Below are 26,807 nucleotides of genomic sequence, written 5' to 3'. Positions count from 1 at the left end.
AGACAGGGAAGCGTGGAAATGGGTGTTCCCCATTTCCACGCTTTGAAGTCTTAATTCTGTGGTCGTTGGTTTGCAGCGCTTCACCAGCCTTCGGCCTGCCCAGCATTCAAGCAATTACACCACGGTGCCATCGGCGGCAGCGGCAAGTGTCATCATAAAATCGTGCACGCTGCTGGTTCGCGAGCAAATATCGGCCAGCGTCGCGCGGTCGCGTGCGTCGAGCGGAACAACATATTGCGGGTGGCTCAGCGCGCTATCAAACGGTTCGCCGCGCAGCAGGCGCTCGGCAATGATTGGGTTAGCGGCTGCCAGCAGCACCAGGTGCGTTAGCGCCGGGCGGCTGCTTTGGCCACGCATCGGTGGCGTGCGCCGCTCAAGCGACATTGGGGTCACAGAGAGTGTCAACATCTACAGCTTCCTTTTCCGGGCGGTGGCTAAACATGAGCCACCACACAATGCCAACCACTACCACAGCGTCACCAGGGCTTGCCACAATCGGGCCTGAAGGCAGCCGCAGAATGACCCAATCCGACAGCAGCCAGAGCGGCGAGCTCAGCACCGCAATATCCTTCGAGCCAAGCAGCACTGTGCCAGGTGAAACGACCTGGCCGATCTCGGCGAGAATATCGGTGCGGATTGGCATGTAGCCGCCGTGCCACGCCATCGGAAGCAGGTTCATGCCCACGCCCAGCGCCACAACGAGCGCCCCGCTCACCGCGTAGTTGAGCACACACCACACAAACACTGCCACAATTGCCCAGAAGAACATCCCTGCAACCTGGAAGCCGGCAAGGTTCGCAATCTGCGGCAGCAGGGCCAGCGCCAGCACCGGCCAGTAGCCCGGCAGCTGCGGCTTGCGCCAGACGGCAATTGCAGCACTTGCCAGCGCGCCAATAAGTGCGATTGCAACAAACATCATAGCCAGTGTATCTGGTCTGACGCGAACCTAGTTAATGCCAGGGGGGCCATAGGGCGCCAGGGCGGCCATCAGCAAAATCGCGGCGATCATTGCGGCGGTGATTGCCCGAACAAGTGTGATACGCATTGAGTGCCTCCTTGCTTCGAGAACTAGCTCACCCCAGGAGGGCCATAGGGTGCCAGGGCGGCCATCAGCAAGGTTGCGGCGATCATTGCGGCGGTGATTGCCTGAACGAGTGTGATACGTGTGATACGCATTGGGTGCCTCCTCAGTCCTTTTCTTCGTGCGATGAATAACTGAGGGCACTATACCGAACGCTATGGACCGCCCGTGGACTTTTCGTGGACTTTGGGGAAATTTGGGGGGAATTTTGAAATTAGGCCGGGTGCTCGTAGGTTGCGCGCTGGCGCGACGGCAGCGTGCCGCGCGTCGTGGCCTGCAAAAGCGCGACTGTAGCCGGTTCGGGGGATGCGCCGAGGATGCGCAGGGCGCTGGCAAGCTGCTCGTAGGTAGCGTTTACCAGAGCCAGGTTGCGCTGGCGGGCCGCCACCCGCATAAGCAGGGTCGCAGTTTCCTCGCGGCAGCCATCGATGCCGAGGATTTGCTGGTAGATCTGAATCGCCTGGCGCGGGTCGCTGTCTTCCAGCAAATGCGCCAGCCGTTCCATGCCATCGAGGTACTGTTGTTGCAGCAGCGAGCGCCGCCGATCAATCCACAGCGCCGCGCTCAACGCCGCGCCGGGCAGGAAATCGCCACGATAGAGCGCCAACGCTTCTTCCAGTTCAGCAGCTGTGCCAACGTTCGCAATCTCGCGCTCGAACAGTTGCGCATCGTATTCGATTGTGCTCCAGGGCGATTGGATCGCGCAGTGGCCGGCCTTCGCTGCCATAGCCATGCCCGTTTGCTCGCGCACGCGGAAGATCGCCTTGTGCAGGGCGCTCATCCGCAAATCGCTGTCGCCCCACACTTCTTCCCACAAACGGTCGACAGTCAGGCCCGCCTCGCCGGCATCGAGCAAACGCACCAGCAGGGCGCGGTGCAGCGGCGAAAGCTCCACTGGCGCGCCATCCACCAGGCAGCTAAACTGGCCGAGTGTCACAATGTGCCAGCGCACCTGAATCGGCAGATCGATGGTCGCCAGCAGGTGCCGCGCAAATTCAGAAGCATTTGCCGCAGCCTGGAGCAATGTTCGCTGGCTCTGAGCAAGGCGATGCACAAGTGGTTCTGGCAAATCGGCGGATTGCTCAAACGTTTGCCAGTGCGGCTCGGCCGCCTGCCAGCCCTGCGCCATGAACGCAGCAGATGCTTGCAGCAATGCCAGGTAAGCCCGTTCAGGGCGGGTAAGCGCTTCAGCACAAGCGGTGGCTTTTGCGAACACAGCAGAAAATGCCGAAGTCGCCAGCGGCGCGCTGCCAAGCAAACTGCCCGCCAGGGCCGCCCGCGCCCGTAAAGCCGGTGCGGCGCGCTCGGAAAGTGGGGCAAAATGAGCCGCCCACTGCCGCGCCAGCTCGGTGCGGCCAGCCAGCGCCGCAGCCCAGAGCGCGCCAGCCGCCGCCGTAGCAATACCCGAAGCTACTTCTACGCGAACAGCGAGCTCGTATGCAGCCTGGAAAATATCGAGCGCCCGCGCAGCATTGCCTTCCACGATTTCCAACTCGGCAAGGCTGTGCTGCAAATACAGCTCTTCACGGTAGCGCGCGGTCTGCCGCGCTACATCTACGCCAGTAACAAACGCCGCGCGCGCTTCACTGAAAAGACCTTCTTCTGTTGCCAGGACACCGAGATTATTGAGCGTCATGGCACGCCGCCCCTGATTTCCCGACGCCTGCCAGCATGCGTCAGCGCGTTTGAGATAGCGTAATGCAGTAGTTCGCTCGCCCTGAGTAGCATAGGCCCAACCTAAATTATCAGAAATGAGCGCTAGCTTCAGTGGCAATTCAGGGGCTGGCACGATCTGAGGTGCAGCTTCGTAAGCTAATTCCAGGGCTTCAATAGCCGGCCCTGCCATTCCACCCAAGACCTGGGCACGCCCCAGTGTTAGGTAATATTCAAGCTGCAAACGCGGTGAAAGCGTGGCAAATACTACGTGCTGAAGAAGTTCCTGCGCAAGATCACGTCGCCCTTGCAGCATCGCAACCTCGGCCGATAAGATCATTGCTTCGGCGTTAATCTGGGCATCGCCCAAAGTCTCAGCGAGACGTAGCGCCAGGTTTGCCTGCTCCCACAGTGCCAGATCAAGGTACACCCGCACCTGTGCCAGCAGCAAATCGGGCGGCAGAATGCGCTCGCGGCCGGTTTGCTCAAGGTAGGCGGCCAGGCGCTCGAAGCAGGCCAGCAGTGTGTTTTGCCGCGAGCGCTGGCGCATGGACGGGATGCGGTCGCGCAGCAACGTGATTGCAGCCTCGTCGGCGCGCGCGGCCAGGTAGCACTCCAGCGCGCGGTCGAGGTCGTCGTCGTTGCGATACAGCTCGGCGGCGCGCAGCAGCAGCTCGCGCTCGCGCACGGGGTCGTGCGCCAGCCGCGCGCGCAGGAAATCGCGGAACAGGCTGTGGTAGGAGAGCCAGTTGTCTTTCTGCGAAATAAACAGCCCCCGGCGTGTGATTTCGGCCAGAAATGCGCCCGCGTCGTGGGTGTGGCGGAGGGCGTTGCAGCGCTGCGGCGAAAGGTCTTCGAGCACGCTGGTGTCTTCCAGAAAGCGCAGCAAGTCGGGCGGTAGCGGCGCAATGATCTGCTCGGCGAAGAAGGCATACACATGACTCGCGTCGGCTGCGAGATCAAACACCGGCTGCGGCGTGCGCACATCCTGATCGAGCGAGAGGATGATGCCAGTGACCCAGCCGTTCATGTGCAGCGCCAGCTGCTCGGCATTGGCAGGGCTAAGCTGCACGCCAGTGCTACTAAGCGCCAGCTGCTGAATATCGTCGGCGCTCCACTGTAATACGGCATAGTCGAAAAAAACCGCTCGGCGCTGCGCGATCAGGCGCGCCAAACCCTGAATATTGGGCAGCATGCGCGAAGTGAGCACCAGATGGCAGTTGGTGGCATACTCGGCGATTTTGGCAAGAAATTCGAAGATCAGCTCGCTGCCCGGCAGCACCGGCAGGGTTTCGTCTTCCAGCACATGGAAGTCGTCGAGCACGAGCGCGAAGGGCTTGGGCGCAGCGGCAACCAGCAGCGCGGCCTGGCGAAACAGGTCGGGGAGCGCTTGAGGTGAAGTGCCAGCGAGGCGTTGCAGCAGTTCGGCCACGCCGGGAACATACGGCTCGGCGCTGGCCAGCACATAATCAAGAAACTGGCAGGGATCGCGGTCAGTGCTGTCGAGCGTGTACCACGCCACCGGCAGCACGGTTTGCTGCGCCCATTGTGCGAGCGCAGTGGTTTTGCCCCATCCTGCGAGCGCCGCAACCGCTACAACCTGTTTGCTCGTAATGGCTTGTTCGAGTCGTTCGAGTAATTCAGGCCGCTTGATGAGTGGAAACGCGGCTGATGGAATGCTCAGCTTGTGCTGAAAGCGCAATGTCATGGCGGTGACGCGCCGGGCGTATCGGCTGGCGGTAGGCAGCCCACCCGCTCTGCTGGCGCTGCACATAGTTGCGACAAACGACAAAGCGGCGCAAGCCGCCGCTCTGCCCTGTCTGCCAGTATAGCATACTCATATCGACAATGCGTCGTAGAGCGCGTGAGCCTAACCGCCAGCCAGCCCCAGCCGTTCCGCATCCGAACGCAGCGCGGCGATCACCTGTGCAATCAGTTCTTCGAGCGGGATGCCCAGGCCAGCCGCGCCACGTATGATGTCTTCGCGGCTGACGGCGCGCGCAAAGGCTTTGTCTTTCATTTTTTTGCGCACACCCGCCACCTCAACTTCGTGCACGCTTTTGGTGGGCCGCACCAGCGCCACCGCCGTGACAAAGCCCGACAGCTCATCGACCGCGACGAGTGTTTTTTCCATCGGCGTCTCGGGGTGAACGCCGCTGTAGTCGGCATGCGCCAGGATCGCGCGGCAGATCGCTTCGCTCCAGCCGTTTTTGCGCAGGTAGGTCACGCCCACAAACGGGTGCATCGCAATCGGCGGCTCGGCGGCAGCGCCCGCCAGAATGGCATTGGACGCAGCGGTGGTTTCCGGGCCGGGCGCGGGCATAGTTGGGGTATTGCTCATAGTCCATGTCGTGCAGCAGGCCGGCCGCGCCCCACTCGTCGGCGTCGGCACCGTTCAGGCGCGCAAAATGCTGCATCGAGGCCGCAACCGCGTAGCAGTGTTTGCGCAGACTGTCGGACTGAACCCACTCGTGGAGCAGCTCGGTTGCGCGATCAAGCGTGGTTCCCATTCGGTATTCCTCTGGGCAAAAGCCGCTTTACAAAGGGCAAGAACGGCATCAGCGCGCCCGGGCACGCCAGGCATGATACAGCACAATCGAGCCGGCTACCGCCGCGTTGAATGAGGCGATCTGGCCGCGCATCGGCAACTTGATCAGGAAGTCGCAGCGCTCGCGGGTCAGGCGCGCAAGGCCCGGGCCTTCGGCGCCAATCACCAGCCCAAGCGGCATATCGAGGTCGGCCTGGTCGAACTCCTGGGCGCGCTCGTCGTCTTCCACGCCAACCACCCACACGCCGGCTTTTTGCAGCTCGCCAATCGCCTGCGCCAGGTTGCTCACCACCACCACGCGCAGGTGCTCAGTCGCGCCCGAAGAAGCGTTGACCACAGCGGGCGTGAGCTCGGCGGCGCGGCGGCCGGGCAGCACGACGCCATGCGCGCCCACGATCTCGGCGGTGCGGATGAGCGTGCCGACATTCTGCGGGTCTTGCAAATGGTCGAGCAGCAGGATGAGCGCCGGCTCGTTGCGCTCGGCGGCCAGCGCCATGCAATCATCCAGCTCGGCATAGGGGTATGGGCCGCACTCAAGCGCCACGCCCTGGTGGTTGGCTTCGCGCAGCCGCCGATCGAGCTCGTGGCGATCGACGCGCGCCACCGGCACACCGATCTTTTCGGCGAGCTTTACCACCTCGCCCAGGGTGCCGGCTTCTTGGGCGCCGGCGGAAACCATCAGGCGCTGGAAGGTGCGCCGCCGGGCGCGCAGTGCCTCGCGCACCGCATTGCGCCCGTACAGGATCTCTGTCATGCTTCTACCTTGAACTGTCGAATATCCGGCGTAGTATACCATGCCCGCTGGCCGCATCTGCGTGGCCTGGGGTCGCGCCAGGCACGGCCCGCCACGAGCCATCGTATGGCAAGCCACTGACATATTAAGCCGCAAACTCACCGGGCTTCAGCAGGCTCTGATTGTCTTCCTCAGTGTTCTCTGTGCGCTCTGTGGCTCAATCGTTGTTCTCGGCCAGAAGGAGCAGAATGCGGGGATCAGCGCCGGAAGATCGAGAGGTGCAGGTGCGGGTCTGCGCCGCACGCAGCGCAGACGCCATCATTCAACCCAACGATACGGCCCTGCGATTTTTCGCGCTCGATCAGCACGGCGGTGCAATTTGGGCAGCGCGTGTGCTGGCCGGGTTCCGCGCCATACACATAGTGCAGCCCAAGCTCGTGCGCGAGCCGGCGCGCGCGCGCCACCGACGCCGATGCAGCCGCGCCAGCATCGCCGGGCAGCAGGTGCCAGGGCGTGAAAGGGCCAAGCGCGTCGCGCACCCACGCGCCCATGGTCTGGATCTGCTCGGGCGCGTCGTTGACATTGGGGTGCAGGCGCGTGGTGATTTCGAGGTGGCAGTTCCACTGCTCTTTGGCCTGCACCGCCAGGTCGAGAATGCCGCGCCACTGCTCGACGCCAGCCAGCCGCCGGTACGCGCCATGGTCGAAGGCGCGCAGCTCCAGGCTCATGCCGTCGAGGTAGGGGCCGAACTGATGGAGCGCTTCGAGCGTGGCGTAGCCGGATGTGACCAGCGCGGTGTAGCGGCTCGTGGCGCGGCTCGATTTCAGCAGGTCGGTAACATATTCGAGCGAGACTGAAGGGTCGCTGAAGCTCCACACCACGCCGCGCGCCAGCCGCTCAAGCGCAACATTGGCGGCGCGCTCGGGCGCAAGCTGGCGGCGCTTGCTTTCGTCGTCGGGCAGCGCTCCATACTGGCCGCGCTGCTGGTCGGCCGGGAAGGCATAGCCCCAGCCACCCACTGCCAGCACCTGCGTGCCGGGGAAGAAGTGCCACAGGCGGAACTCTTCAACCGGCGCAAAATTCGCCGCGCTGATCATGCCGTCATTCAGCACGTCAATGCCTTCGGGCGTGCCCACGCGCACCTGGCACTGCCCGGCCTCACCCGGGCCAAGCTCGCAGCGCCACTGGCATACCCCGCAGCGAAAGCGTTCTGGCCCGCTCTGCTCAACAAGTTCGGTAAGACGCATGGTCGCTCCTGCTGGCATTCTCCTGTGCTATGGAGTATAATGCATTTCTGGCTGCCGTATCAAGCGATCGGCGCTAAAGGGTGGCAATTCTCGCATTTCTGCCGCCGATCTCATCTGCTAACTGTTTACAATCTGGCGCCCGCAATCGCTGCCCTGTGCCGATGGCGCGCTAAGAATGAGATAAGAACGCGAATGGATAATACTCCCATGGAGCGCGGCTCGAACTTCGAGCAGCCCACCCCGCCCGCCAACACCCCACCCACCGGCTGGGAACGCGCCGCCGACGAACCCGCCCCACGCAACACCTCAAGCCTGCGCGGCGTGCTGCGCGAGCTGCTGGAAACGGCAATTTTCATTCTGCTGGTGTTCCTGATTGTGCGCGGCGTGATTCAGAATTTCAAGATCGAAGGCCAGAGCATGGAGCCGAATCTCCACACCGGCCAGTATATTCTGGTGAATAAAATTGTCTACTTCCACTTCGACCTGAACGCCCCGCTGCGGCTTCTGCCCGGCAATGCCGACATGCCGGCCAAGATCGTCTACCCCTTCCATATGCCGCGCCGTGGCGAAATTCTGGTGTTCGAATACCCGCGCGACATGAGCAAAGATTATATCAAGCGCGTGATTGGCCTGCCCGGCGACCGAGTGACGATTAAGGATGGGCAGGTGTTTGTGAACGACCAGCTGCTCGACGAGCCATACCTGGAAGGCGTGCCGACGATCTGCCGCGGCGACGACCCGTGCAACTTCGGGCAGGCAGTGACAGTGCCGGCCGGCACCGTGTTTGTGATGGGCGACAACCGCAACAACAGCAGCGACTCACGCGAGTGGGGCGCGCTGCCGCTCGATGGCATCATTGGCAAGGCCTGGGTGTCGTACTGGCCGCGCGACTACTGGGGTGTGATCCCATCAGCCACCTACGCCGCCCAGCCATAAGGCTCCTTTCGCACGAAGCAAGCATCGGGGCGCTTGCGCCCCATCACAGCACCAGCCACCTATGCATATTGCCATCAATGCGCACCTGCTGGCCCACACCCGCAGCTTTCGGCGGGCCGGCGTATCGAACTATGTCGAAGCGCTCCTGACGCACCTCGGCCAGATCGACCACAGCAACCGCTACAGCATTTACACGACGCGCGGCCTCGGCAGCACGGATCTGAACCTGCCACCGAATTTTCATGTCAAACCCAGCCGCCTGCCGACCATCAACCCGCGCGTGCGCATCCCCTGGGAACAGTTCTACGCCCCGCTGATGCTGCGCGCCAGCGGCGCAGATGTGTTCCACGGCGTGCTGAATGTTGCGCCAACGCTGTGCCCGGTGCCAAGCGTCATTACCATTCACGATCTGGCATTTCTGAGCTTTCCGCAAACCTTTCGCCGCGTCAATCGCACCTACCTGTCGTGGGCCACGCGCGTCTCGGCGCGGCGCGCATCGCGCATTCTGGCGGTGTCGGAAGCGACCAAGCAGGAAATTGTGCGCCTGCTCGGCATCGCGCCCGAGAAGATCGTGGTGACGCACGACGCCTGCGACCCGCGCTTCACCCCGCCCGACGCGGCGCGGCTGGCGGCCTTCCGGCTGCGCGCCGGTCTGCCCGAGCGCTTTATTCTCTTTCTTGGCACGCTCGAGCCGCGCAAAAACCTGCCCACGCTGATCGAAGCCTATGCCCGCATCGCCGCCGACACCGACGCGCCGCTGCTGATTGGCGGCGGCAAGGGCTGGCTGTACGACGATATTTTCGCCAAGGTCGAGGCGATGAATCTGGGCGAGCGCGTGCGCTTTGTCGGCTATATCGACGCGGCCGACCAGGCGCTCTGGTACGCGGCCGCCACCGTGTTCGCGTTCCCTTCGTTCTACGAGGGCTTTGGCATGCCGCCGCTGGAGGCAATGGCCTGTGGCACGCCAGTGGTCACGTCCAACACCAGCAGCCTGCCCGAAGTGGTGGGCGACGCCGGCCTGACGGTCGATCCGTACGACCCCGACGCGCTTGGCGCGGCGCTGCTGCGGCTGCTGAACGACCAGGATTTGCGCGCCGAACTGCGCGAGCGCGGATTGCGCCAGGCTCAGCGCTTTTCGTGGCGCGAAACCGCCGAGCGCACGCTGGGCGCCTACCGCGACGCCGTGATGCCAAGCGCCAAGTAAAGGAAACAAGCCATGGAAACTGAACAGCTCCTGGTTCCCGAAATTTCGTGCAATCACTGCGTGCGCGCCATCAGCGAGGCGGTGAACGCCCTGCCCGGCGTGCAGCTCGTCACTGTCGATCTGGCGGGCAAAACCGTGCGCGTCGCGCACGACCGCCGCACCGACCTGGCGGCGATTATGCACGCGATCAACGAGGCTGGCTACGAAGAAATTGCTGTGCTGACGTAGTGCGCGAACGACCAAAGACCAACGACAAAGGACGAACGCGCGCAATGCCGTTCGTCCTTTTTTTACAGGAGCATAGAATAGGAACGTTTACCACCAAGACACCAAGGCACCAAGGCTTTTATAAAACAATAGCATCTTGGTGTCTTGGTGTCTTGGTGGTGAAGAATCGCAATCAGTACAGCTTGATCTTATGCCCGGCGCGCTTCAGCAGCTCGCTCGCGATCACATGGCGCTGGATCTCGTTGGTGCCTTCGAAAATGCGCGTCACGCGCGCATCGCGGTACATGCGCTCCAGCGGCAGCTCGCGCGAGAAGCCCATGCCGCCGTGGATCTGGATCGCCTCGTCAATAATCTGCGAGGCCGCCTCGGTGCAAAACAGCTTGACCATGCTCGACTCAAGCGTGGCGTTTTCGCCGCGATCGACCTTCTTCGCGCAGTCGTAGACCATCTGCTCCATCGCGTAAATTTTCACCGCCATGTCGGCCAGCTTGAACTGAATCGCCTGGAAATCCGCGATGGCGCGGCCAAACTGCTGGCGCTCGATCGCGTACTTCACCGACAGCTCGTAGGCTTCTTTGGCTGCGCCCAGGCTGGAAGCGCCCAGCCCGCAGCGCCCGATGTCGAGCGTTTGCATGGCGGTGGCAAAGCCCGCGCCCACCTGCCCGAGCACATTTTCCTGCGGCACACGGCAATCTTCGAAGAAGAGCGAGGCGGTGTGCGAGGCGCGCAGGCCCATCTTCGGCTCGACCTTGCCGACTTTGAAGCCGGGGAAGTCTTTTTCGACAATAAATGCCGTCACACCGCCGCGCGCGCCCAGGCCGCGGTCGTTGGCGGCAAACACCACCAGCACATCCGCAAACGAGCCATTGGTGATCCACATCTTCGAGCCGTTCAGCACCCAGCTGTCGCCGTCGCGGGTGGCGGTGGTGCGAATGTGCGCGGCGTCCGAGCCGGCGTTTGGCTCGGTGAGCGCCCACGCGCCGAGTTTCTTGCCCTCGCAGAGCTGGCGCAGGTAGCGGTCTTTCTGGGCGTCGGTGCCGCTCAGGTAGATCGACATGGCGCAGAGCTGGGCGTGCGCGCCAATAATCGTCGCGGTGGAGGCGCACTTGCGCTGGATCTCTTCCATCAGCACGCAGTAGCCGATCACGCCCGAGTCGGCGCCGCCATACTGCTCGGGGAAGGGCACGCCCAGCAGGCCCAGGTCGCCAGCCTTGCGCAGCACCTCGAAGGGCACGCGCTCTTCTTCGTCGATCGCGCGGGCGATCGGGGCGATTTCTTTGTTGGCAAACTCGCGCACCGCCTGGCGCAGCATCTGGATGTCTTCGGGAAGCTCGTACTCCATTGTCGGGTTCCTTTCGTGGCAGCCAGCGCGGGCGCCGGCAGGTATTCGCTGTGGGTACCCGATTATAGCAGCGCAACGCGCCCGCCGTCAACGTGACGCACTGCGGCATTAGGCTATATCAACGTTGGAAGGGAAACGAGATCCATCCACAGATGACGCAGATTGCGCAGATTATTGATCTCAAATCTGTGTAATCTGCGTCATCTGTAGATGAATTTTGGCCTTTTGACATAGCTTTGGCGCGGCCTTGCAAGGTTGCTTTGGCAACACAATCGTCGTTCGCCGTTCGCCTACTGCACCTGCGAGCGCATGGCCTCCAGCACGTCGATGATGTCGTGCACAACCTGCGGGAACTCGACGCCGTCCATCGCGGTGACAGTTTTGTTCTGCGCTGGCGCCTGAATCTCATAGATAAAGGCATCGGCAACCGCGCCCGGCATGCTTTGTGGCACCACCGCGAAATCCATGCTGTTCAGCAGGTCGTTCAGCTTGCGGAGCTGATCGGCGGTGGCCTGCCCGCTGCTTTGCGCGCCTGTACGATCTTTCAGCGTGAAGGTGCCATCGGCGTTGACTGTGAGGGTATCATCAAGACCGATGATGCCGCCAGATTTGTGGTAGACCACCAGCGGCGCGCCAGCCCCGGCCGTGGGTGCAGGTGCCGGGGCGGCGGTTGCGCCCGGCGTACTTGGCGCAGGAACACTCGTGCTGGCGGGCTGCGGCGCGTTGGTGCCTAGCGTGCCCCCACATGCGCCCAGCATCAGCACCGCCACGGCGGCCAGAAAATAACGAAGCATATGCATAGCGGCGATCCTTATTTTTCCCAAAACTTTGGCGTTCTCACGGCGCACAGCGCGCCCACACCTATGACGCCTGGGCAGCAGGGGACGTTCCCGGCGCGGCCAAAATGGGTATAATACAGCTTGCTCGCCGCCAGCACAGGGGGAACCATGCGCATTCTGACGATTGATATTGGCACCGGCACGCAGGATATTCTCTTGTTCGACAGCGACGGCCCGGTGGAAAATGGCGCGCAACTGGTGATGCCCGCGCCAACGCAGATTGTTGCGCAGGCCGTGCGCGCCGCCACCGCCGAGCGCGCGCCAATCGCGCTCGATGGCGTGATTATGGGCGGCGGGCCGTGCCACTGGGCGGTGGAAGACCACCTGCGCGCCGGTCTGCCGGTGTATGCCACTGCTGGCGCGGCCGCGACCTTCAACGACGACCTCGAGTGGGTTGCGCGCGACATGGGCGTGCAGCTGCTCTCGGATGACGAGCTGGCCGCGCTGGGCAGCGAAGTGCGCCGCATTCGCATGGCCGACCTCGACCTGAACGCGATCAACACCGCGCTGGCGGCGTTTGGCGTCGCGCCCGACTACGACGGCATCGCCGTGGCGGTGTTCGACCACGGCAACGCGCCGCCCGACATCAGCGACCGCGTGTTCCGCTTCGATTACCTGGCCGAGCGCTTTTCGACCGGGCGCGGCCTGCTGGCGCTGGGCTTCCCGCGCGCCAACGTGCCCACATCCATGACGCGCCTGCGCGCCGTGGCCGATTCTATCCCGGCGGGACTGAGCGCGGTGCTGATGGATACTGCGCCAGCGGCGGTGCTGGGCGCGCTCGACGACCCACGCGTAGCCGAGCAGCCCGACCTGCTGGTGGCGAATGTCGGCAACTTCCACTGCCTGGCGTTTCATCTCGTCGATGGCGCGATTGCCGGCTGCTTCGAGCACCACACCGGCGAGCTCAAGCCCGGCCAGCTCGAAACGCTGCTTACGCGCCTGGGCAGCGGCGCAATCACCAACCGCGAAGTGTTCGAGAGCATGGGCCATGGCGCGCTGGTACTGCGTGCAACGCCCGAGGCGCAGCCGTTTCTGGCCGTTACCGGGCCGCGGCGCGCGGCGCTACGCGGCTCGGCGCTCGGGCCATACTTCGCGGTGCCGCACGGCGACATGATGCTGGCCGGCTGCTATGGGCTGCTGCGCGCCTACGCGGCCAACGTGCCTGCCTCGGCCGACGCGATTACGGCGGCGCTGGCGGGGTAATGCCTGACTGGTTCTGCGGTTCCCTGGTTATAGAACCGCAGAACCACAAAACCGCAGAACCGAAAGACTTCCGCGCAGATACACAAACGTTAATGCCCGTTCGCCTCGGAGCTGTGGCCGGGGAACAGGCTCGCCGTCGGGTCGACATACGCTTTGGCGCTGTTCACCGCAATCGCGGCCTGCCCGAAGTTCACCGCAATCAGGTCGAGCTTGGCTGGCGCGCCGGCAATATCGCCCGCCGCGAACACGCCGGGCAAATTGGTTTCGAAATGCGGGCCGACCTTGATTGCGCGGCCTTTGCCTTCCATCTCCAGGCCCCAGTTTTTGATCGGGCCGCTGTTGGCCTTGAAGCCAAGAAACACCAGCACGCTATCGATCGGCAGCGTTTGCTCGGCCTTGGTGCGGTTGTCGAAGATCGTCGCGGCGGTGAGGTGGCCATTACCGTGCAGCTCTTTCAGCTCGTGGAAGGTACGAATATCGACGGTTGAGTCGCGCAATTCTGCCACGCTCTGCTCGTGCGCGCGGAACTGGTCGCGCCGGTGGATGAGCGTCACATGGCGCGCTTCGTCCTTCAGGTTCAGCGCCCAGTCAACCGCGCTATCTCCGCCGCCCACAATCAGCACGTTCTGCTGCTGAAAGGCGCGCTTGGCCTTCACGAAATAGTACACGCCGTGCTCCTCGAAGCGCTCGGCATCCACGTTTGGCAGGCGGTTGGGCGCAAACGCGCCAACGCCCGCGCTGATCAGCACCGAGCGCGTGCGGTAAAAGCCCTTGTTGGTTTTGAGAATAATTTTGCGCTCGCCCAGCACCCGCAGGTCGAGCACCTGCTCGCCCAGGCGCACATGCGGCTCGAAGCGGCGCGCCTGCTCGACCAGCTGGCCCACCAGGTCGCGGCCCAAAATTTTAGGGAAACCCGGCACGTCGTAGATGTATTTTTCGGGGTAGAGCGCCGCGACCTGGCCGCCGACCTGGGGCAGCGCGTCGAGCACCAGGGTTTTCATGCCGCGCATACCGGCATAAAACGCGCCGAACAGGCCGCTTGGCCCCGCGCCGATGATCGCAATATCGTAGCTGTTGTCTGGTTCGGAAGCTAGACCGCTCATGCCACCACTCCTCTGGCGCTAACTGCGCCTCGCGTATGTGCCAGGCCATAGTGCCGGCAAACACACAGTAACATGACAGAGCGTAACAGTTCCAGAGGAATAGGTTCGGCCAATGCTCAACGTACCGGAAGGCGGAGCGAGCGCGCGCAAACGCTTCCTGTTGCTCGATATGCCCCGCCGAAGGCAGGTAGTATGGCAGGCTGGGCGTGCCACGTTCCGTTCCGCCCGTGCCGCGCTGCTGGCACATTTCGCAGTTGACACTGGCACGCATTCCTCGTAGTATGAAACCCTCCTCTTTGCATTTTGCACATCGCCACCTAACGAGAGGAACACAGCTATGGTACAGCATCACCGCCAGCGTGTGATCTTCTGGCTGCTGGTGTTTCTTTTCGGCGCGCTGCCACTCAGCGTCGCTCAGGCGCAGGCCGGCCTGCGCGCCCAGCCCGCCACCATTATTGCGCGCCGCGAAGCGGGCTGGGACGCGCGCACGCCCGTGAAACCGCAGGCGCGCGGCCTGATCAGCGTGATCGTCAAGCTCGACGACGCGCCGCTGGCCGCGTATAGCGGCAGCATCGCCGGGCTGGCCGCCACTGCGCCCGCGCAAACCGGCGCGCGCCGGCTCGATGCCACCAGCGCGGCCAGCCGCAACTATCTAGCCTACCTCGAACGGCAGCAGAACGACTTTGTGGCGCGCGCGCAGGCCGCCATTCCCCAGGCGCGGCTGGCCGCGCGCTATCGCGTGGTGCTGGGCGGCGTGGCAATGATCATTCCAGCCGGGGCAATTGCGCAGCTTGCCGCGCTGCCGGGCGCGCGCTGGGTGCAGCCCGACACCCTGCACCAGGCCGACACCGACCGCAGCCCGCAGTTCATTGGCGCGGATGTGATCTGGCGCGCGCTGGCCGCCAACCCGCAGCTGGGCGACGGCGGCCAAGGCGTGATCGTGGGCGTGATCGACACCGGCATCTGGCCCGAGCATCCCTCCTTCGCCGACGACGGCAGCTACCCGCCGCCGCCAGCGCGCTGGCATGGCACCTGCCAACCGCCCGGCGATGCGTCGGCGCGCATTTCGTGCAACCACAAGCTCATTGGCGCGCGCGAACACCTGGATCTTTACAAATTCTTTTTTGGCCTCAACCCTACCGAGTTCGATTCGGCGCGTGATAATGAGGGCCACGGCACGCATACCGCCAGCACCGCCGCCGGAAATGCCGGGGTGGTCGCCACGGTGCTCGGGCAGCAGCGCGGGGTGGTTTCGGGAATTGCGCCGCGCGCCTCGATTGCCGCCTACAAAGCGCTGGGCAACAGCGGCGGCCTGACATCCGACCTGGTCAGCGCAATCGATCAGGCCGTGGCCGATGGCGTCGATATCATCAACTACTCGATTGGCAGCACGTTTCTCACCGACCCTTATCAATCGCCCGATTCGCTGGCCTTTCTCGATGCCTATCGCGCGGGCGTGTTTGTGGCCGCCTCGGCTGGCAACAATGGCCCGGCCGCCAGCACACTCGACAGCCCGGCCAACGCCCCGTGGGTGATGACCGTGGCCGCCAGCACCACCGACGAGCGTTTCGTTGGCAAGCTGACGGTGCGTGCGGGCGGGCAAACGCTCACGCTCAGCGGCGCGTCGATCACGGGTGGCATCCTGAACCGCCCGCTGGTGTATGCAGCCGCTCTGGGCGTGCCACTCTGCGATGGCCCGCTCCCGGCCGCAGCGCGTGGCGCGATCGTGCTGTGCCAGCGCGGCGTGAATCCGCGTGTGGAAAAAGGCAGCAATGTCCGCATCAGCGGCGGCGTCGGCATGATCCTCTATAACCCCGAGCCTGCCGACGTCGTGAGCGACAACCACTGGCTGCCCGCCGTGCATATCGACACGCCCGCCGCCAATCAGCTGCTCGCTTTCCTTGCCGCGCACACATCTCAGCCCGTCACCGCCGACATCAGTGGCGGCAAGGCGGTGCTCGACTCGCAAAGCGCCGACCAGATCGCGGCATTCAGTTCGCGCGGCCCGCTGCCCACCGAGCAACTCGGCATCAGCAAGCCCGATATTGCCGCGCCCGGCGTGCAGATCCTCGCCGGCCAAACGCCCCAGCCGAACACCCCCGGCGCAGGGCCGCCCGGCCAGTTCTTTCAGGCAATTGCTGGCACCTCCATGGCCGCGCCGCACGTTGCCGGCGCGGGCGCGCTGCTCCGGGCGCTGCACCCCGACTGGACGCCCGGCCAAATCAAGTCGGCGCTGATGACCACCGCGCGCACTGGCGTGCTGAAAGAAGATGGTCGCACGCTCGCAACGCCCTACGACACTGGCGCGGGCCGACTCGATCTGCGCAATGCTGGCGACCCGGGCCTGACCATCGACGCGCCCGCCAGCGCCTTCACTAGCCTGGCCGCGCATCTCTATGCGGTGAATTACCCCAGCATCTCGCTGCCGATCATGCCCGGCCGCCAGAGCGTGGCCCGCACCGTGCGCAGCGTGATCGATCAGCCGGCCCTGTGGTCGCTCAGCAGCAGCGCGCCGCCCGGCGCGCGCATTCGCGTTGAGCCAGCCACGCTTGCGCTTGCGGCACGCGGCACTGCTACCTTCACCGTCACTGTCGATGCAGTCAGCCAGCCGCCCGGCGCGTACCACGGCAGCGTGCTGCTTCGCAGTGGCGCGCGCTCGCTGCACCTACCCGTCAGCTGGGTGCGCGCCGCGCCGAATGTCGTGCTGGCTCAGCAGTGCGCGCCCACAGCCTTCGCGGCGGGGAGCGACACAAGCTGCACCATCTCCGCCACCAACAACAGCACTGCGAACGCGAATATCCAGCTGCAAAGCACGGTGCCTGCCGGCCTCACGCTCCGCCCCGGCACCCTCAGCGGCGCGAGCTATGATCCTGGCACGCGCCAGATTCGCTACACCGGCACATTGCCCGCCTACCGCCCGGCTTCCTTCACGATTGCGCCCGACCCGGCTGGGCTGCCGTTTGGCTTTGTGCCGCTCGCAACGCTTGGCGTCAAGCCCAGCCCGTGCGGCAACGTCTGCGACGAAGTGGCGCTCACCTATAAAACTGCGCAGTTTTCCTTCAACGGCGCAAACTACACAAGTGTTACAATGGTCAGCAACGGCTACCTGATCCTGGGCGACAGGGTGGTTGTCGCACCCGATAATGAGGAATTTCCCAGCACCACCACGCCCAACAATGTCGTCGCGCCCTACTGGACCGACCTCGACATGCGCGGCACATTGGCAAGCGATCCGGGCGGTGGCGCATGGTCGGCCGCCAACGTCACATCCACGAATGGCTCGACAACATGGTTTGTGGCCGAGTGGAAGGATGTGCCGCGCTTCGGCCGCGACCCGGCTGTTTCACACCATAGCTTTCAAGTCTGGATCGAACTCGGCGGCGAGCGCATTCACATAGCATATGGGCCGAACACCGCTGCCGAAGACCGCCTAACCGTGGGCGCAGAAAATGCCGACGGCACAATTGGCGCAAATTATTATGTCGACACAGTCGAGGGCGACGGCGCGCGCGGCACTGGCACGCTCCCCGTAGCCGGCACCATTCTCAGCATCACGCCAGCTACCGCGCAGCGCAGCCCGCACACCATCACCTTCGTGCTGCGCGGCGACACACCCGGCAGCTACCGGCTCAGCACCGAGCTGCGCGCCAACAGCTTCGACGGCACCAACATTGCCACGCAGCCACTGACAGTAAGCGCTCCCTAGTGCGCGTGAACGCGCAGGGGTTAGGGGTTGGGGGTTAGGGATTGGGGATTGCGATGCGCAACAAGACCTTTCACTGCCCTACAGCGAATTTCAGATCAATTGAATCCAAAACGCCGAAATTGGTCTTGTACTCCGTGTTCTCTGTGGGCTCTGTGGCTCAACTCATATACAATCTATTTTTGGAAATCCGTTGCTGGCTATGATCGAAGGCGAATAGCAAACGACCGAGTTCAATGCGATCCTTCGTCCCTGGTCGCAGCAAAAGGAAGGCGCACCATGCCGACGATCATTCGGCCGATCCAGGCAGGCGACTACGTTCCTGCGGTGGCGCTCGCCAATGCGCTCGAACCTGAGCGCGCCGCGCTTGCCGCCAGCTGGCAATCTGCCGACGCCCGCGCCGACGATAGGGGCCGCACGGTGCGCTATGTCGCGCTGGCCGGCGACCCGCCCGAGGTGCGCGGCTATGGCTCGTTCTGGCGCGTGCGGAAGGAGCAGTACCGCCTGGAACTGATGGTGCACCCCGCGTGGCGGCGGCAGGGCCTGGGCGGGCGCCTGCTGCGCCAAATGCTCGACGACCTGGCCCTGCGCGGCGCAAGCTCAGTCCAGGCGCGCACCGACGAAGAAAATCTCGAAGCGCAAACCTTCCTGTGGCGCAGCGGCTTTGTCGAAACGCAGCGGATGTATCGCATGCGCCTCGACCTCGCCACGCCCACGCCCGAGCATTGGCGCGCAATCGAAGCGCAGCTTGCCAGCCAGGGCATCACCATCAGCACCCTCGCCTACGAGCGCGCCCACGACCCCAATGCCCTGCGCAAGCTCTACGATCTCCACACCGCCGCGCTCGACGACTGGCCTAACGCCGATCCCGGCCCAGCCATCCCGCCCAGCTTCGAAGAATATGCCCGCCGCTTCTATCAATCTGCAATCATTGCCGAGGGCTTTTTCATTGCCCGGCAGGGCGGGGTATATGTGGGATACAGCGGGCTGGCGCACACCACCAGCGCGCCGCAGCAGCTCCAAACGGTTGGCACGGCGGTGCGCCCGGCCCTGCGGCGGCGCGGCATTGCCACTGCGCTCAAGCTGCGCGCCCTCGATTTCGCCCGCCAGCGCGGCTACATTTCTTTGGTAACGCACACCGCCAGCCCCACGCTGCTCGCGCTCAATTTGCGGCTGGGCTTTCGCCGCGAGCGCGCCGAAGTGCGGCTGGTCCTTACGCTTTCTTCTTAAACACAAAACAGCACGGCCAAGCATAATGCCCAGCCGCGCCACACAAAGGCTTCAGAAAGCCAAAACTTACTAGCTCCCAGCTCCCGACTCCTGAATCCCGTCCTCGCTCGACTGACGGGTGCGCAGCGCCACCGCCCGCAGCCGCCCAAACTGCTGCGCCAGCCGCAAGCGCCGCCCCCACAGCAGCGTCAACAGCGGCGGCAAGTAGATCAGCAGCGAAGCCAGCGCATTCCACTCGGCGCTATCGCCCGGCCAGCCCAGCACCGGCAGCAGAAACACGCCCGCCAGGTAGCTCAGCATTGCCGTTGCGCAAAACACCGCCACCACGCGCGCCGCCGCAAAACGCCACGGCTGAATCGCCAGCAGTGCCAGCCCCCACAGAATGTACCAGGGCTGGAACCAGGTGTTGCACAGGAACAAGAACCACAGCAGCAGCCACAGCGCGTGGCGCGCCAGCTCGTCGGGCGCTTCCCAGGCCCGCCACGCCGCCCACAGCACGCCCGCCACCAGCAAGCCCAGCCCCAGGCCAACCGTCAGTGGCTGCACCACATCCGTCGGCACAACCAGCGCGAGCAGGTTGGGCGCGCCCAGCGCCGCCGGCACGCCGGGCAGCTTCAGGGGTGCTTGCAGCACCGCCAGCCACGAACTGGTGAACAGAGTCCCGCGGTCGCTGAAGTTGCGCAGCGTGGCCGGCCCAACCCAGAAGAACGAGTAGGCCACTGCCACCAGCGCCGCGCAGGCCAGCCCACCCACCGCAACCAGCCGCAGCCGGGCGCGCGCATTCGGCTGGCGGCGCAGCGCCGCGCTCAGCAGCAATGGCCCCACCAGCAACGCCAGGTACTTCACCAGCCCGCCCAGCGTCAGCACCAGAAACGAGATCAGCCAGGGTAGCAAGAAATGCCGTCTCGGCTGTGCCGGCGAATCTGCGCTGGCCGCGCGCGGCAGCAGCACGCCCACCGCCAGCACAATCAGGCCCGCCATCCATGCGTCGTTATGCCCCGCCGCCACCGATTCCCACAGCGCCAGCGGGTTCCACAGCCACAGAAACAGGCCCAGCCAGCGGTAGCCCGGTGCGGTGCGCCGCAGCACCAGCCAGATCGCCGCGCCGCAAAACACAAAGCCCAGCACGCCCAGCAGCTTGAACGCGATCACCAGCCGCCACAGTTCGGCGTCGCGCGCGCCGATCACAATAATTTCGCCGGCAACCTCGGGGGCCAGGTTCAGGCCCGGCGCGCCGGGGCGCTCGCCCGCCAGCCATGCCGTGGCGCGGCTGAACACCTCCCACACCGGCCCATACGCCGTCACTGCGCGCCGCCACGCCGTAAACCAGAACAGCGGGTCGCTCTTGAAGTCGCTCGGCACCTGCACAAACGGGTTCGCGCCATAGCGCACCGCCATACGCCCGCGAAACAGGTAGTCGTACAGATCGAGCGAGGTGGTGGGGTAGACAAACAGCAGCAGGGCGATACATACGAGCGGGAAGCCGAGCAGCGCAATCAGCACGCTGCGCCTGCGCTGTTCATGCCCGCTTTCGGCCAGCGCCAGCGCGCCCGCGCCATAGGCCAGAAACAGCGCCAGCACGCCCACCGCCAGCGAAAGACCGATCCAGCCGTTCGAGTTCGTCAGCTTGGCGAGGTTTTGAATTGGCTCGGCGTAGATCGCCAGCAGCGGGAAGCGCAGAAGCGCGCCCAGGTAGCACGCCACCATCGCCAGACCGGCCAGCCAGAGTGCAGCCGCCGGCGAGCCGCGCAACGAAAGGTGCGTAGCCGCAGTACGGGCCGTGGTACGAGGTTTGTTCTGCATCACCAGAGCGTCAGCTGTTCAGCAATCGGTGCGCGCCGCGCATAGTGGCGTGCGCGCGTCAGGGGGTCGCGCCCAAAATAGCGCCCATTCAGCGTCACAAAATCCTGCGCGCGCGAGGCCGCGCCGCCCAGGCCCTTGAGCTGCTCGGGCTCGCGGAAGCGGTTCAGCTTGCGCAGCCGCAGAATGCGCTTGATGCTGATCGGCCCGAGGCCCGGCACGCGCAGCAGCATTTCCTGGTCGGCCGTGTTCAGCTCAACCGGGAATTGCTCGGGATGTTCCAGCGCCCACGCCAGCTTCGGGTCGATATGCAGCGGCAGGTCGCCGGCCGGGTCGTAGGGCAGCTCGGCAGTGTTGAAGCCATAGTTCCGCAGCAGCCAGTCGGCTTCTTTCAGGCGCTGCTCGCGCACAAACGGCGTGGGCAGCTCGCCTTCCAGCGGCGTGCCTGCCGCCGGCCGAAACGCGCCGAAATACACGCGCCGCATATCCAGCTCGCGGTACAGCCAGCTTGTCGTCAGCAGCAGCTCGCGGTCGCTCTCGCCCGACGCGCCCACCACAAACTGCGTCGCCAGCCCGCTCTTGATCATCCCGGCGCGCTGCCAGTCGCGCGCCCACACCAGCCGCGTAATCAGGTCGTCGTCCCAGCGCCGCTCGGGCGAAATGCGCTGCAAGCGCGCCTGCGAAGGCGCTTCGAGGTTCAGGCTCACCCGGTCGGCCAGGCGCGCAGCCCGCTCCACCTCCGAGATCGACGCGCCGGGCAGCAGCTTAACATGCACATAGCCAGCATACGCGTGGCGCGTACGCAGCAGCTCCACGCCATCGAGCATTCTGCTGGTCGCGGCGTGCGCGTCGCGCTCCACCCCGGTCGAGAGAAACAAGCCCTGCACCGCGCCCCGCTCGGCGCGCGGCAGAAACACCTGCGCCAGCTCCTCGGGCGACATCGACGCGCGCGGCATGTCGTTGCCCGAGCGCAAAGGGCAGTACGCGCAGTTCCATTCGCACTTGCTGCTCATCAGCAAGCGGAAAACCGGCCGCGCCTTGCCATCCGGGCCGTTGTCGGACGTAACGCCACTATCGTTCCAAACCGGCTTTTTGGGGGCATAGCGCCGCCCGCCCTGGCTGAATGTGTCACAGGCATCAAAGCGCGCCGCCGGGGAAAGTATTTCGAGTTTCTGATCGAGGTCCATGCCGCTCGCAAGCCGTCGCCAAACGAATCGCCTGCGGCATTATAACACCCCGCCGCCGGTTCGCACAGGCGTTTCACTCCACGCGCTCAAATGCAGAAAAGGCACATCGCGCGTGCTGCTGCGAGTGCCTTTTCCGATAGCCAAAACAATTCTAAAATCTGCGAAATCTGTGGATGGGTATTCTACTTCGCGCGACGCACCGCAAAAATCGTCGCGCCGTCGCGCTCGTACACCTTATCAAAGCCCGCGCTGGCCGGGAAAGCCGCCGCGCTCAGCGGCCCACCGTGCGTCCCCAGAAACACATATGTGATCCGCTCGCGGTCGATCAGCGCGTAGAGTTCCTGCTCATCCCCCGCCTTGAAGCGACTCACCACGGCATTGCGTGCGCGCGCCGCATTGGCAAACGCGGGCGGCGCATAGTCGTAAATTACCGGCGGCGCGCTCACCCAGCGCCCGGCCAGCGGCAGCAGCCACCAGCCCGCATCGCTGCCGCGCCCGGTGCGCAGCCAGCCAGCAGTGTTCACCAGAAAGCGTGCATCGGCAGGCGTGTTCGCGGCCGCCCACTCCAGCGCCGCCACGTCGCCCGCGCCCACCAGCACCGTGCTTGGGTTCACCACGTCGCGCAGGTTCCAGCCGCCCCAGGTCGCCACGCCCGCCACCAGCAGCACCGCCAGCCCTCGCGCCCACGCGCGGCGCGGCGCGGCCAGCGCGTCCCACGCCCAAGCTGCTGCGCCGCCAATCAGCACACCCATCGGCAGAAACAGGCTGATCACCACCGACTCGTTCGTCAGCAGCGAAAGGTAGGGCAGGCGCAGCAGCCTGGAGTTCGCCAGCACCAACAACAACCCGAGCAGCATCAGCAGCCAGCGCCGTCGCAGCGCCGCCCAGAGTCCCAGCGCGCCGCCCGCCACTGGCAGCACATACAATGCCAGCCAGGGGTTCGCGCTTGCCACCAGCGCCGCCACCCAGCCAATCTGCTCAAGCGCGGCGCGCTGGTGCCGCCGAATTCCCCACAGCGCCGCCGCGAGCGCCCCGGCAATCAGCCAGCGGTTCTGCCCTGCCCACACGAGGTTCATGTCCAGCGCGTTAAACGTGCCCCCGCCCACCAGCGGCAGCGCCGAGCCTTCGGGCGCCGACACCAGCTTTTGGCGCGCCAGCACCAGCATCCACGGCAGCGCCATTCCCAGCGCCAGCACGGCCGCCGCAGCCGCCGCTAGCACGCCTGCGCGCAGTTCAATTTTTTCTGCCCGCAGCAGCCAGAGCGCGCCACTCACCGCCATAAACATGAGGGTAAACAGCAGCACAATGAAGTGGATTAGACTCAGCCCAGCCAGCAGAATCGCCAGTGTCGCTACCAGCCGCCGTGAGGGTTTGCGCAGCAGCTCCAGCCAGCACGTCGCAATCGGTGCCACCAGCAGCAGGCCAGTAAGTTGTGTATAACGGCCCCAGCTTACGTAATAGGCTGGCATGATCGAAACCAGCCCAACTATAATCGCCGCAACTACGCCGGCCGCTGGTCGCCGCCACAGGTAGGCCGCAAAGCTCGCCGCCGCCAGCGCCTGAAGCACATTCAGCGCCTGCCCGCTCCACAGCATCGCCACCGGCAGTTCCGCCTGCGCAAGCCGCATCAGCGTCGCGACAAACACATGGTAGCCCCAGTGGTAGGGTAGTTCCACAATCGGCAGGTAGGGCCGCAAGTCGAGCGGCGCAAGCCCGCGCTCCGCCGCCACACGAATGAGCAGGGCGTGGTGCACTGGATCAACCCAGTTTGGCAGCGCCAGGTCGCGCACTTCATACACGCGCGTCCACGCGGTAAACACGAGCACCGCCACGAGCGCCAGCCACCACCCACCGATATGCGCGCGTGCCTCGGCGCGGCCTGCATTGCCCCACCACAAGCGGGCGATGCATCCCAGAGCGCATGCTATTGCCAGCAGCACCAGCACAGGCAGGGTTAATGCAAGGCCAAACGCGGTCGCCCATTCATACAGCAGAGCAATAACACTGAGGCTGAGGCCGACCCAGATTGGTGGCAGAAGAAACGGTGTGGGCCGAGGAAAAGGCCGCAGAAGTCGTTCAAGCAGGTAGCCGGGGCCAAGCAGAAGAAACGGCAGCAACACAAGCAGATGCCCGGCTGGGCCAGCCAGCCAGGCAACTCCTGTACAGCAGAGGATTGTCGCAATCAGCCGGCGCCGCGCCGGCAGCCACGGTGGCGCCTTAACGTCGATCGTCGACGTAGCGATAGACCTGTTTGCTCTCTTGCGCCTGATCATCGGTGAGATCCGGGCGCTGCTGCTCCTTTGCTTTCGCATCGGCCAGCAGGCGTTCGAGGAATCCAGAAGAGTTCACTGCCGGGGCTGGAGCCGGCTCAGGGGCTTTCGGCAGTGTCGCCGGGAGCACAATCGCCGGTGGTTTCGCTGCGGGCGAACGTTTAACTCCCACCAGGCCCTGTTCTATCAAGGTCACAAGCGCGAGGCAAGTATCGAGCAAAACCAAATTCAGATGCGCGGAAATTTCTTCCACCGTTCGCTGGCCATCGATTACTGATAGCACTGGCCAGGTCGTTTCATTGATATGAACCTGGCTCTGCGCAACATTTCCCAGCAAGTACGGAATTTGGCCAACATCAGGAATGACCTGGCGCACTTTCTGCCACAGCCGCGCCAGTTCCTCGGCGTGCTCGATCATCTCCAGTGGATCCATCCACAATGTTGTGTCGGTGCTCACGTCGCCGGCTGCGAACCGAAAGCGCGCGTTTTTCTGCTCGAACATCGCGCCAACCGCGTTGATGCCGGTGTGTTCGCCCGCCACCGCATGATAGGGCCGGCCATCGCGGAAATACAGCCGCCCGATGCCGCCATCGACCTGGACCTGTAGCGCTCCGGTCACCGAGCTATATACCACCATCTCAATAAGTTCGCGAAGTGGAAATGTATCAAGCGTGCCTTCAAGTTGCACTGGCTGCGCTCCTTTATTGGTAGTGTCGGTATCGTATCATAGGTGCCATACCATAGCAATACTATTTTTCACGCCTCAAACAGAGACTCGTCTCATTACTAAGCATGCGAGAGGTAGTGCGAAATTTCCCTTCAGAAAGCGGTATTCTTTCTTGTCTCTCGTTGCATTGACGCTTGACCACGCCTGTGCCCGGTGTTACACTGCGCCCGCGCGCGGCAACGCTGCTCGCGCGCACGCCGAACTATGACAAAATTGCTATGCAATCCAGGCCGATTACTAGCAATAGTAGTATAGTTCGCTTCCTGCACAATGTTGAGTAAGGATACACACATGCTTGTTGTGATGAATGCCAGCGCAACGCCCGAGCAGATCGAGCAGGTCTGTCGCGCGATTACCGAACTTGGGTACACCGCCAACCCCATGCCCGGGCCCACACGCACAGCCATTGGCATCACCGGCAATCGCGGCCCAATCGCCGACGGCGACCGCATCGAGCGCTTGCCCGGCGTGCGCGAGCTAATCCGCGTCACTGCACCCTATAAACTGGTGTCGCGCGAGTTCCACGAGGCCGACACCGTTGTACGCCTGGGCACCGAGCTTGGCGCAGCCCAGCCCGCCGAGATTGGCGGCGCAGCGGTTGCCGTGATCGCCGGGCCGTGCACCGTCGAAGGGCGCGACCAGGTGTTGGCAGTCGCGCAAGCCGTCAAAGACGCGGGCGCGGTGATGCTGCGCGGCGGCGCGTACAAACCACGCACGTCGCCCTACGCCTTCCAGGGGCTTGGCATCGAGGGCTTGCGCTTGCTGGCCGAGGCGCGCGAGGTCACAGGACTGCCAGTCGTCACCGAGATCATGGACGTTGAAACGCTGCCAATGGTGCTTTCCTGCGCCGATATGCTCCAGGTTGGCGCGCGCAATATGCAAAATTATCCCTTGCTGCGCGCCGTTGGCCGCAGTGGCCGGCCTGTGCTGCTCAAGCGCGGCTTCGCTGCCACGGTTACCGATTTGCTGCTGGCCGCCGAGTATATTCTCTCGGAAGGCAATCCCAATGTTGTTCTGTGCGAGCGCGGCATCCGCACATTCGACGACAGCGCCCGCTTCACGCTCGATCTCCACGCTGTTCCGCTGATCAAGCAACTTTCGCATCTGCCAGTAATCGTTGATCCATCGCACGCCAGCGGCCGCGCCGACCGGGTTGTGCCGCTTGCACGGGCGGGTGTCGCTGCCGGCGCGGATGGCCTGATTGTCGAAGTGCACCATGCACCCGCATTCGCCACCTGCGACGGCGAACAGGCACTCACCCCGCCCAGCTTTGCCGCCATGATGCAGCAGGTCGAGCGCATTGCTGCCGCGCTCGATCGCCCCATGGCCCAGCCCCTCACTTCAACATTTGCCGCATAAAGGCGTTGTTTGAGTAGAAAGATGTGAGAATGAGCGATCTCAAAAGCCAGTTTGAAGCCGCCGCCACCGCAATTCAGGCGCTGCCCAAACGCCCGGACAACACCACCCTGCTCGAAATTTACGCCCTCTACAAGCAGGCCACTGCGGGCAACGCAACAGGCAAGCGGCCTGGCATGTTTGACCCTGTCGGCCAAGCTAAGTACGATGCCTGGGATAAACTCAAAGGCACCAGTGCCGAGGAGGCAATGCGACGCTATGTCGCACTCGCCGCGCGCCTAAAAGGTGCCAACGGCGGTTGACGAATTGATGCCATCGGCGTATAGTACGTGGAACATATCGCCATCTCATGTGGAGCCATGCAACCGCAGCTGCGCTACATAAATCTATCGAAAACACTGGCAGTCGTTGCTGCTG

21 protein-coding genes are annotated in these 26,807 nt (G+C 64.0%); 8 read left to right on the top strand and 13 right to left on the bottom strand.

The window, feature by feature from the left end:
• Positions 1-114: 114 nt before the first annotated feature.
• The 6 genes from M1P90_RS32285 to M1P90_RS32260 form a co-directional block, all read right to left on the bottom strand.
• Positions 115-408, bottom strand: coding sequence for a hypothetical protein (locus M1P90_RS32285; protein ID WP_483699931.1), 294 nt, complete (start codon positions 406-408; stop codon positions 115-117).
• Positions 374-919: a DUF5317 family protein gene (locus tag M1P90_RS32280; RefSeq protein ID WP_483699929.1), complete on the bottom strand. Its 546-nt coding sequence runs from the start codon at positions 917-919 to the stop codon at positions 374-376. Before M1P90_RS32280 ends, M1P90_RS32285 begins: the two co-directional genes overlap by 35 nt.
• A gap of 376 nt (positions 920-1,295) precedes the next feature.
• Complete coding sequence (locus M1P90_RS32275; protein ID WP_483699928.1) at positions 1,296-4,442, bottom strand: AfsR/SARP family transcriptional regulator; 3,147 nt, start codon at positions 4,440-4,442, stop codon at positions 1,296-1,298.
• A 162-nt stretch (positions 4,443-4,604) separates the two neighbouring features.
• Positions 4,605-5,075, bottom strand: coding sequence for an HAD family hydrolase (locus tag M1P90_RS32270; RefSeq protein ID WP_483699927.1), 471 nt, complete (start codon positions 5,073-5,075; stop codon positions 4,605-4,607).
• Positions 5,076-5,292: 217 nt separating this feature from the next.
• On the bottom strand, positions 5,293-6,036 hold the full coding sequence (rlmB, locus tag M1P90_RS32265) for a 23S rRNA (guanosine(2251)-2'-O)-methyltransferase RlmB (protein ID WP_483699926.1): 744 nt from the start codon (positions 6,034-6,036) through the stop codon (positions 5,293-5,295).
• A gap of 236 nt (positions 6,037-6,272) precedes the next feature.
• Positions 6,273-7,262, bottom strand: a complete 990-nt coding sequence (locus M1P90_RS32260; RefSeq protein WP_483699924.1) for a radical SAM protein — start codon at positions 7,260-7,262, stop codon at positions 6,273-6,275.
• Positions 7,263-7,454: 192 nt separating this feature from the next.
• On the opposite strand from M1P90_RS32260, the gene lepB reads away from it, so the two are divergent.
• From lepB to M1P90_RS32245, 3 genes are all read left to right on the top strand, one after another.
• Entirely contained in the window at positions 7,455-8,198 is a 744-nt protein-coding gene (gene lepB / locus M1P90_RS32255; protein WP_483699923.1) for a signal peptidase I, read from the top strand.
• A 61-nt stretch (positions 8,199-8,259) separates the two neighbouring features.
• Entirely contained in the window at positions 8,260-9,402 is a 1,143-nt protein-coding gene (locus M1P90_RS32250; RefSeq protein ID WP_483699922.1) for a glycosyltransferase family 4 protein, read from the top strand.
• 12 nt (positions 9,403-9,414) lie between these two features.
• Positions 9,415-9,630 carry a heavy-metal-associated domain-containing protein gene (locus M1P90_RS32245; RefSeq protein ID WP_483699920.1) on the top strand — a complete coding sequence of 72 codons (216 nt, stop codon included), beginning with the start codon at positions 9,415-9,417 and terminating at the stop codon, positions 9,628-9,630.
• A gap of 172 nt (positions 9,631-9,802) precedes the next feature.
• On the opposite strand, the gene M1P90_RS32240 is transcribed toward M1P90_RS32245, so the two are convergent.
• Both M1P90_RS32240 and M1P90_RS32235 read right to left on the bottom strand, forming a co-directional pair.
• Positions 9,803-10,972, bottom strand: a complete 1,170-nt coding sequence (locus tag M1P90_RS32240) for an acyl-CoA dehydrogenase family protein (RefSeq protein WP_483699919.1) — start codon at positions 10,970-10,972, stop codon at positions 9,803-9,805.
• 290 nt (positions 10,973-11,262) lie between these two features.
• Positions 11,263-11,772, bottom strand: coding sequence for a hypothetical protein (locus M1P90_RS32235; RefSeq protein ID WP_483699918.1), 510 nt, complete (start codon positions 11,770-11,772; stop codon positions 11,263-11,265).
• A gap of 147 nt (positions 11,773-11,919) precedes the next feature.
• On the opposite strand from M1P90_RS32235, the gene M1P90_RS32230 reads away from it, so the two are divergent.
• On the top strand, positions 11,920-13,014 hold the full coding sequence (locus tag M1P90_RS32230; protein WP_483699917.1) for a DUF1786 domain-containing protein: 1,095 nt from the start codon (positions 11,920-11,922) through the stop codon (positions 13,012-13,014).
• A gap of 89 nt (positions 13,015-13,103) precedes the next feature.
• On the opposite strand, the gene M1P90_RS32225 is transcribed toward M1P90_RS32230, so the two are convergent.
• Complete coding sequence (locus M1P90_RS32225) at positions 13,104-14,117, bottom strand: NAD(P)/FAD-dependent oxidoreductase (RefSeq protein WP_483699915.1); 1,014 nt, start codon at positions 14,115-14,117, stop codon at positions 13,104-13,106.
• Between the two features lie 337 nt (positions 14,118-14,454).
• Between M1P90_RS32225 and M1P90_RS32220 the strand changes: the two genes are divergently transcribed.
• Entirely contained in the window at positions 14,455-17,823 is a 3,369-nt protein-coding gene (locus M1P90_RS32220) for a S8 family serine peptidase (protein WP_483699913.1), read from the top strand.
• Between the two features lie 276 nt (positions 17,824-18,099).
• A complete protein-coding gene (locus M1P90_RS32215) occupies positions 18,100-19,050 on the top strand; it encodes a GNAT family N-acetyltransferase (RefSeq protein ID WP_483699912.1) in 951 nt (316 codons plus the stop codon).
• A gap of 69 nt (positions 19,051-19,119) precedes the next feature.
• Here M1P90_RS32215 and M1P90_RS32210 read toward each other — a convergent pair whose 3' ends face one another.
• The 4 genes from M1P90_RS32210 to M1P90_RS32195 form a co-directional block, all read right to left on the bottom strand.
• The gene (locus M1P90_RS32210) at positions 19,120-20,853 is read right to left on the bottom strand and encodes an MptA/MptB family glycosyltransferase (RefSeq protein ID WP_483699911.1); all 1,734 of its coding nucleotides are present in this window, start codon (positions 20,851-20,853) and stop codon (positions 19,120-19,122) included.
• On the bottom strand, positions 20,853-22,037 hold the full coding sequence (locus tag M1P90_RS32205; protein WP_483699909.1) for a radical SAM protein: 1,185 nt from the start codon (positions 22,035-22,037) through the stop codon (positions 20,853-20,855). Before M1P90_RS32205 ends, M1P90_RS32210 begins: the two co-directional genes overlap by 1 nt.
• 182 nt (positions 22,038-22,219) lie before the next feature.
• Entirely contained in the window at positions 22,220-23,935 is a 1,716-nt protein-coding gene (locus M1P90_RS32200) for a hypothetical protein (protein WP_483699908.1), read from the bottom strand.
• A gap of 319 nt (positions 23,936-24,254) precedes the next feature.
• A complete protein-coding gene (locus M1P90_RS32195) occupies positions 24,255-24,995 on the bottom strand; it encodes a DUF4388 domain-containing protein (RefSeq protein ID WP_483699906.1) in 741 nt (246 codons plus the stop codon).
• Between the two features lie 330 nt (positions 24,996-25,325).
• On the opposite strand from M1P90_RS32195, the gene aroF reads away from it, so the two are divergent.
• Positions 25,326-26,393 (top strand): 3-deoxy-7-phosphoheptulonate synthase, encoded by a 1,068-nt coding sequence (gene aroF / locus M1P90_RS32190; RefSeq protein WP_483699905.1) that lies wholly within the window; start codon positions 25,326-25,328, stop codon positions 26,391-26,393.
• A gap of 29 nt (positions 26,394-26,422) precedes the next feature.
• Positions 26,423-26,692: an acyl-CoA-binding protein gene (locus tag M1P90_RS32185; protein WP_483699904.1), complete on the top strand. Its 270-nt coding sequence runs from the start codon at positions 26,423-26,425 to the stop codon at positions 26,690-26,692.
• Positions 26,693-26,807: the final 115 nt, after the last annotated feature.

Source organism: Kouleothrix sp. 19917, from assembly GCF_057073505.1.
Note: the sequence above shows the minus strand (reverse complement) of the source record. Positions and strands in the feature narration are given on the sequence as shown.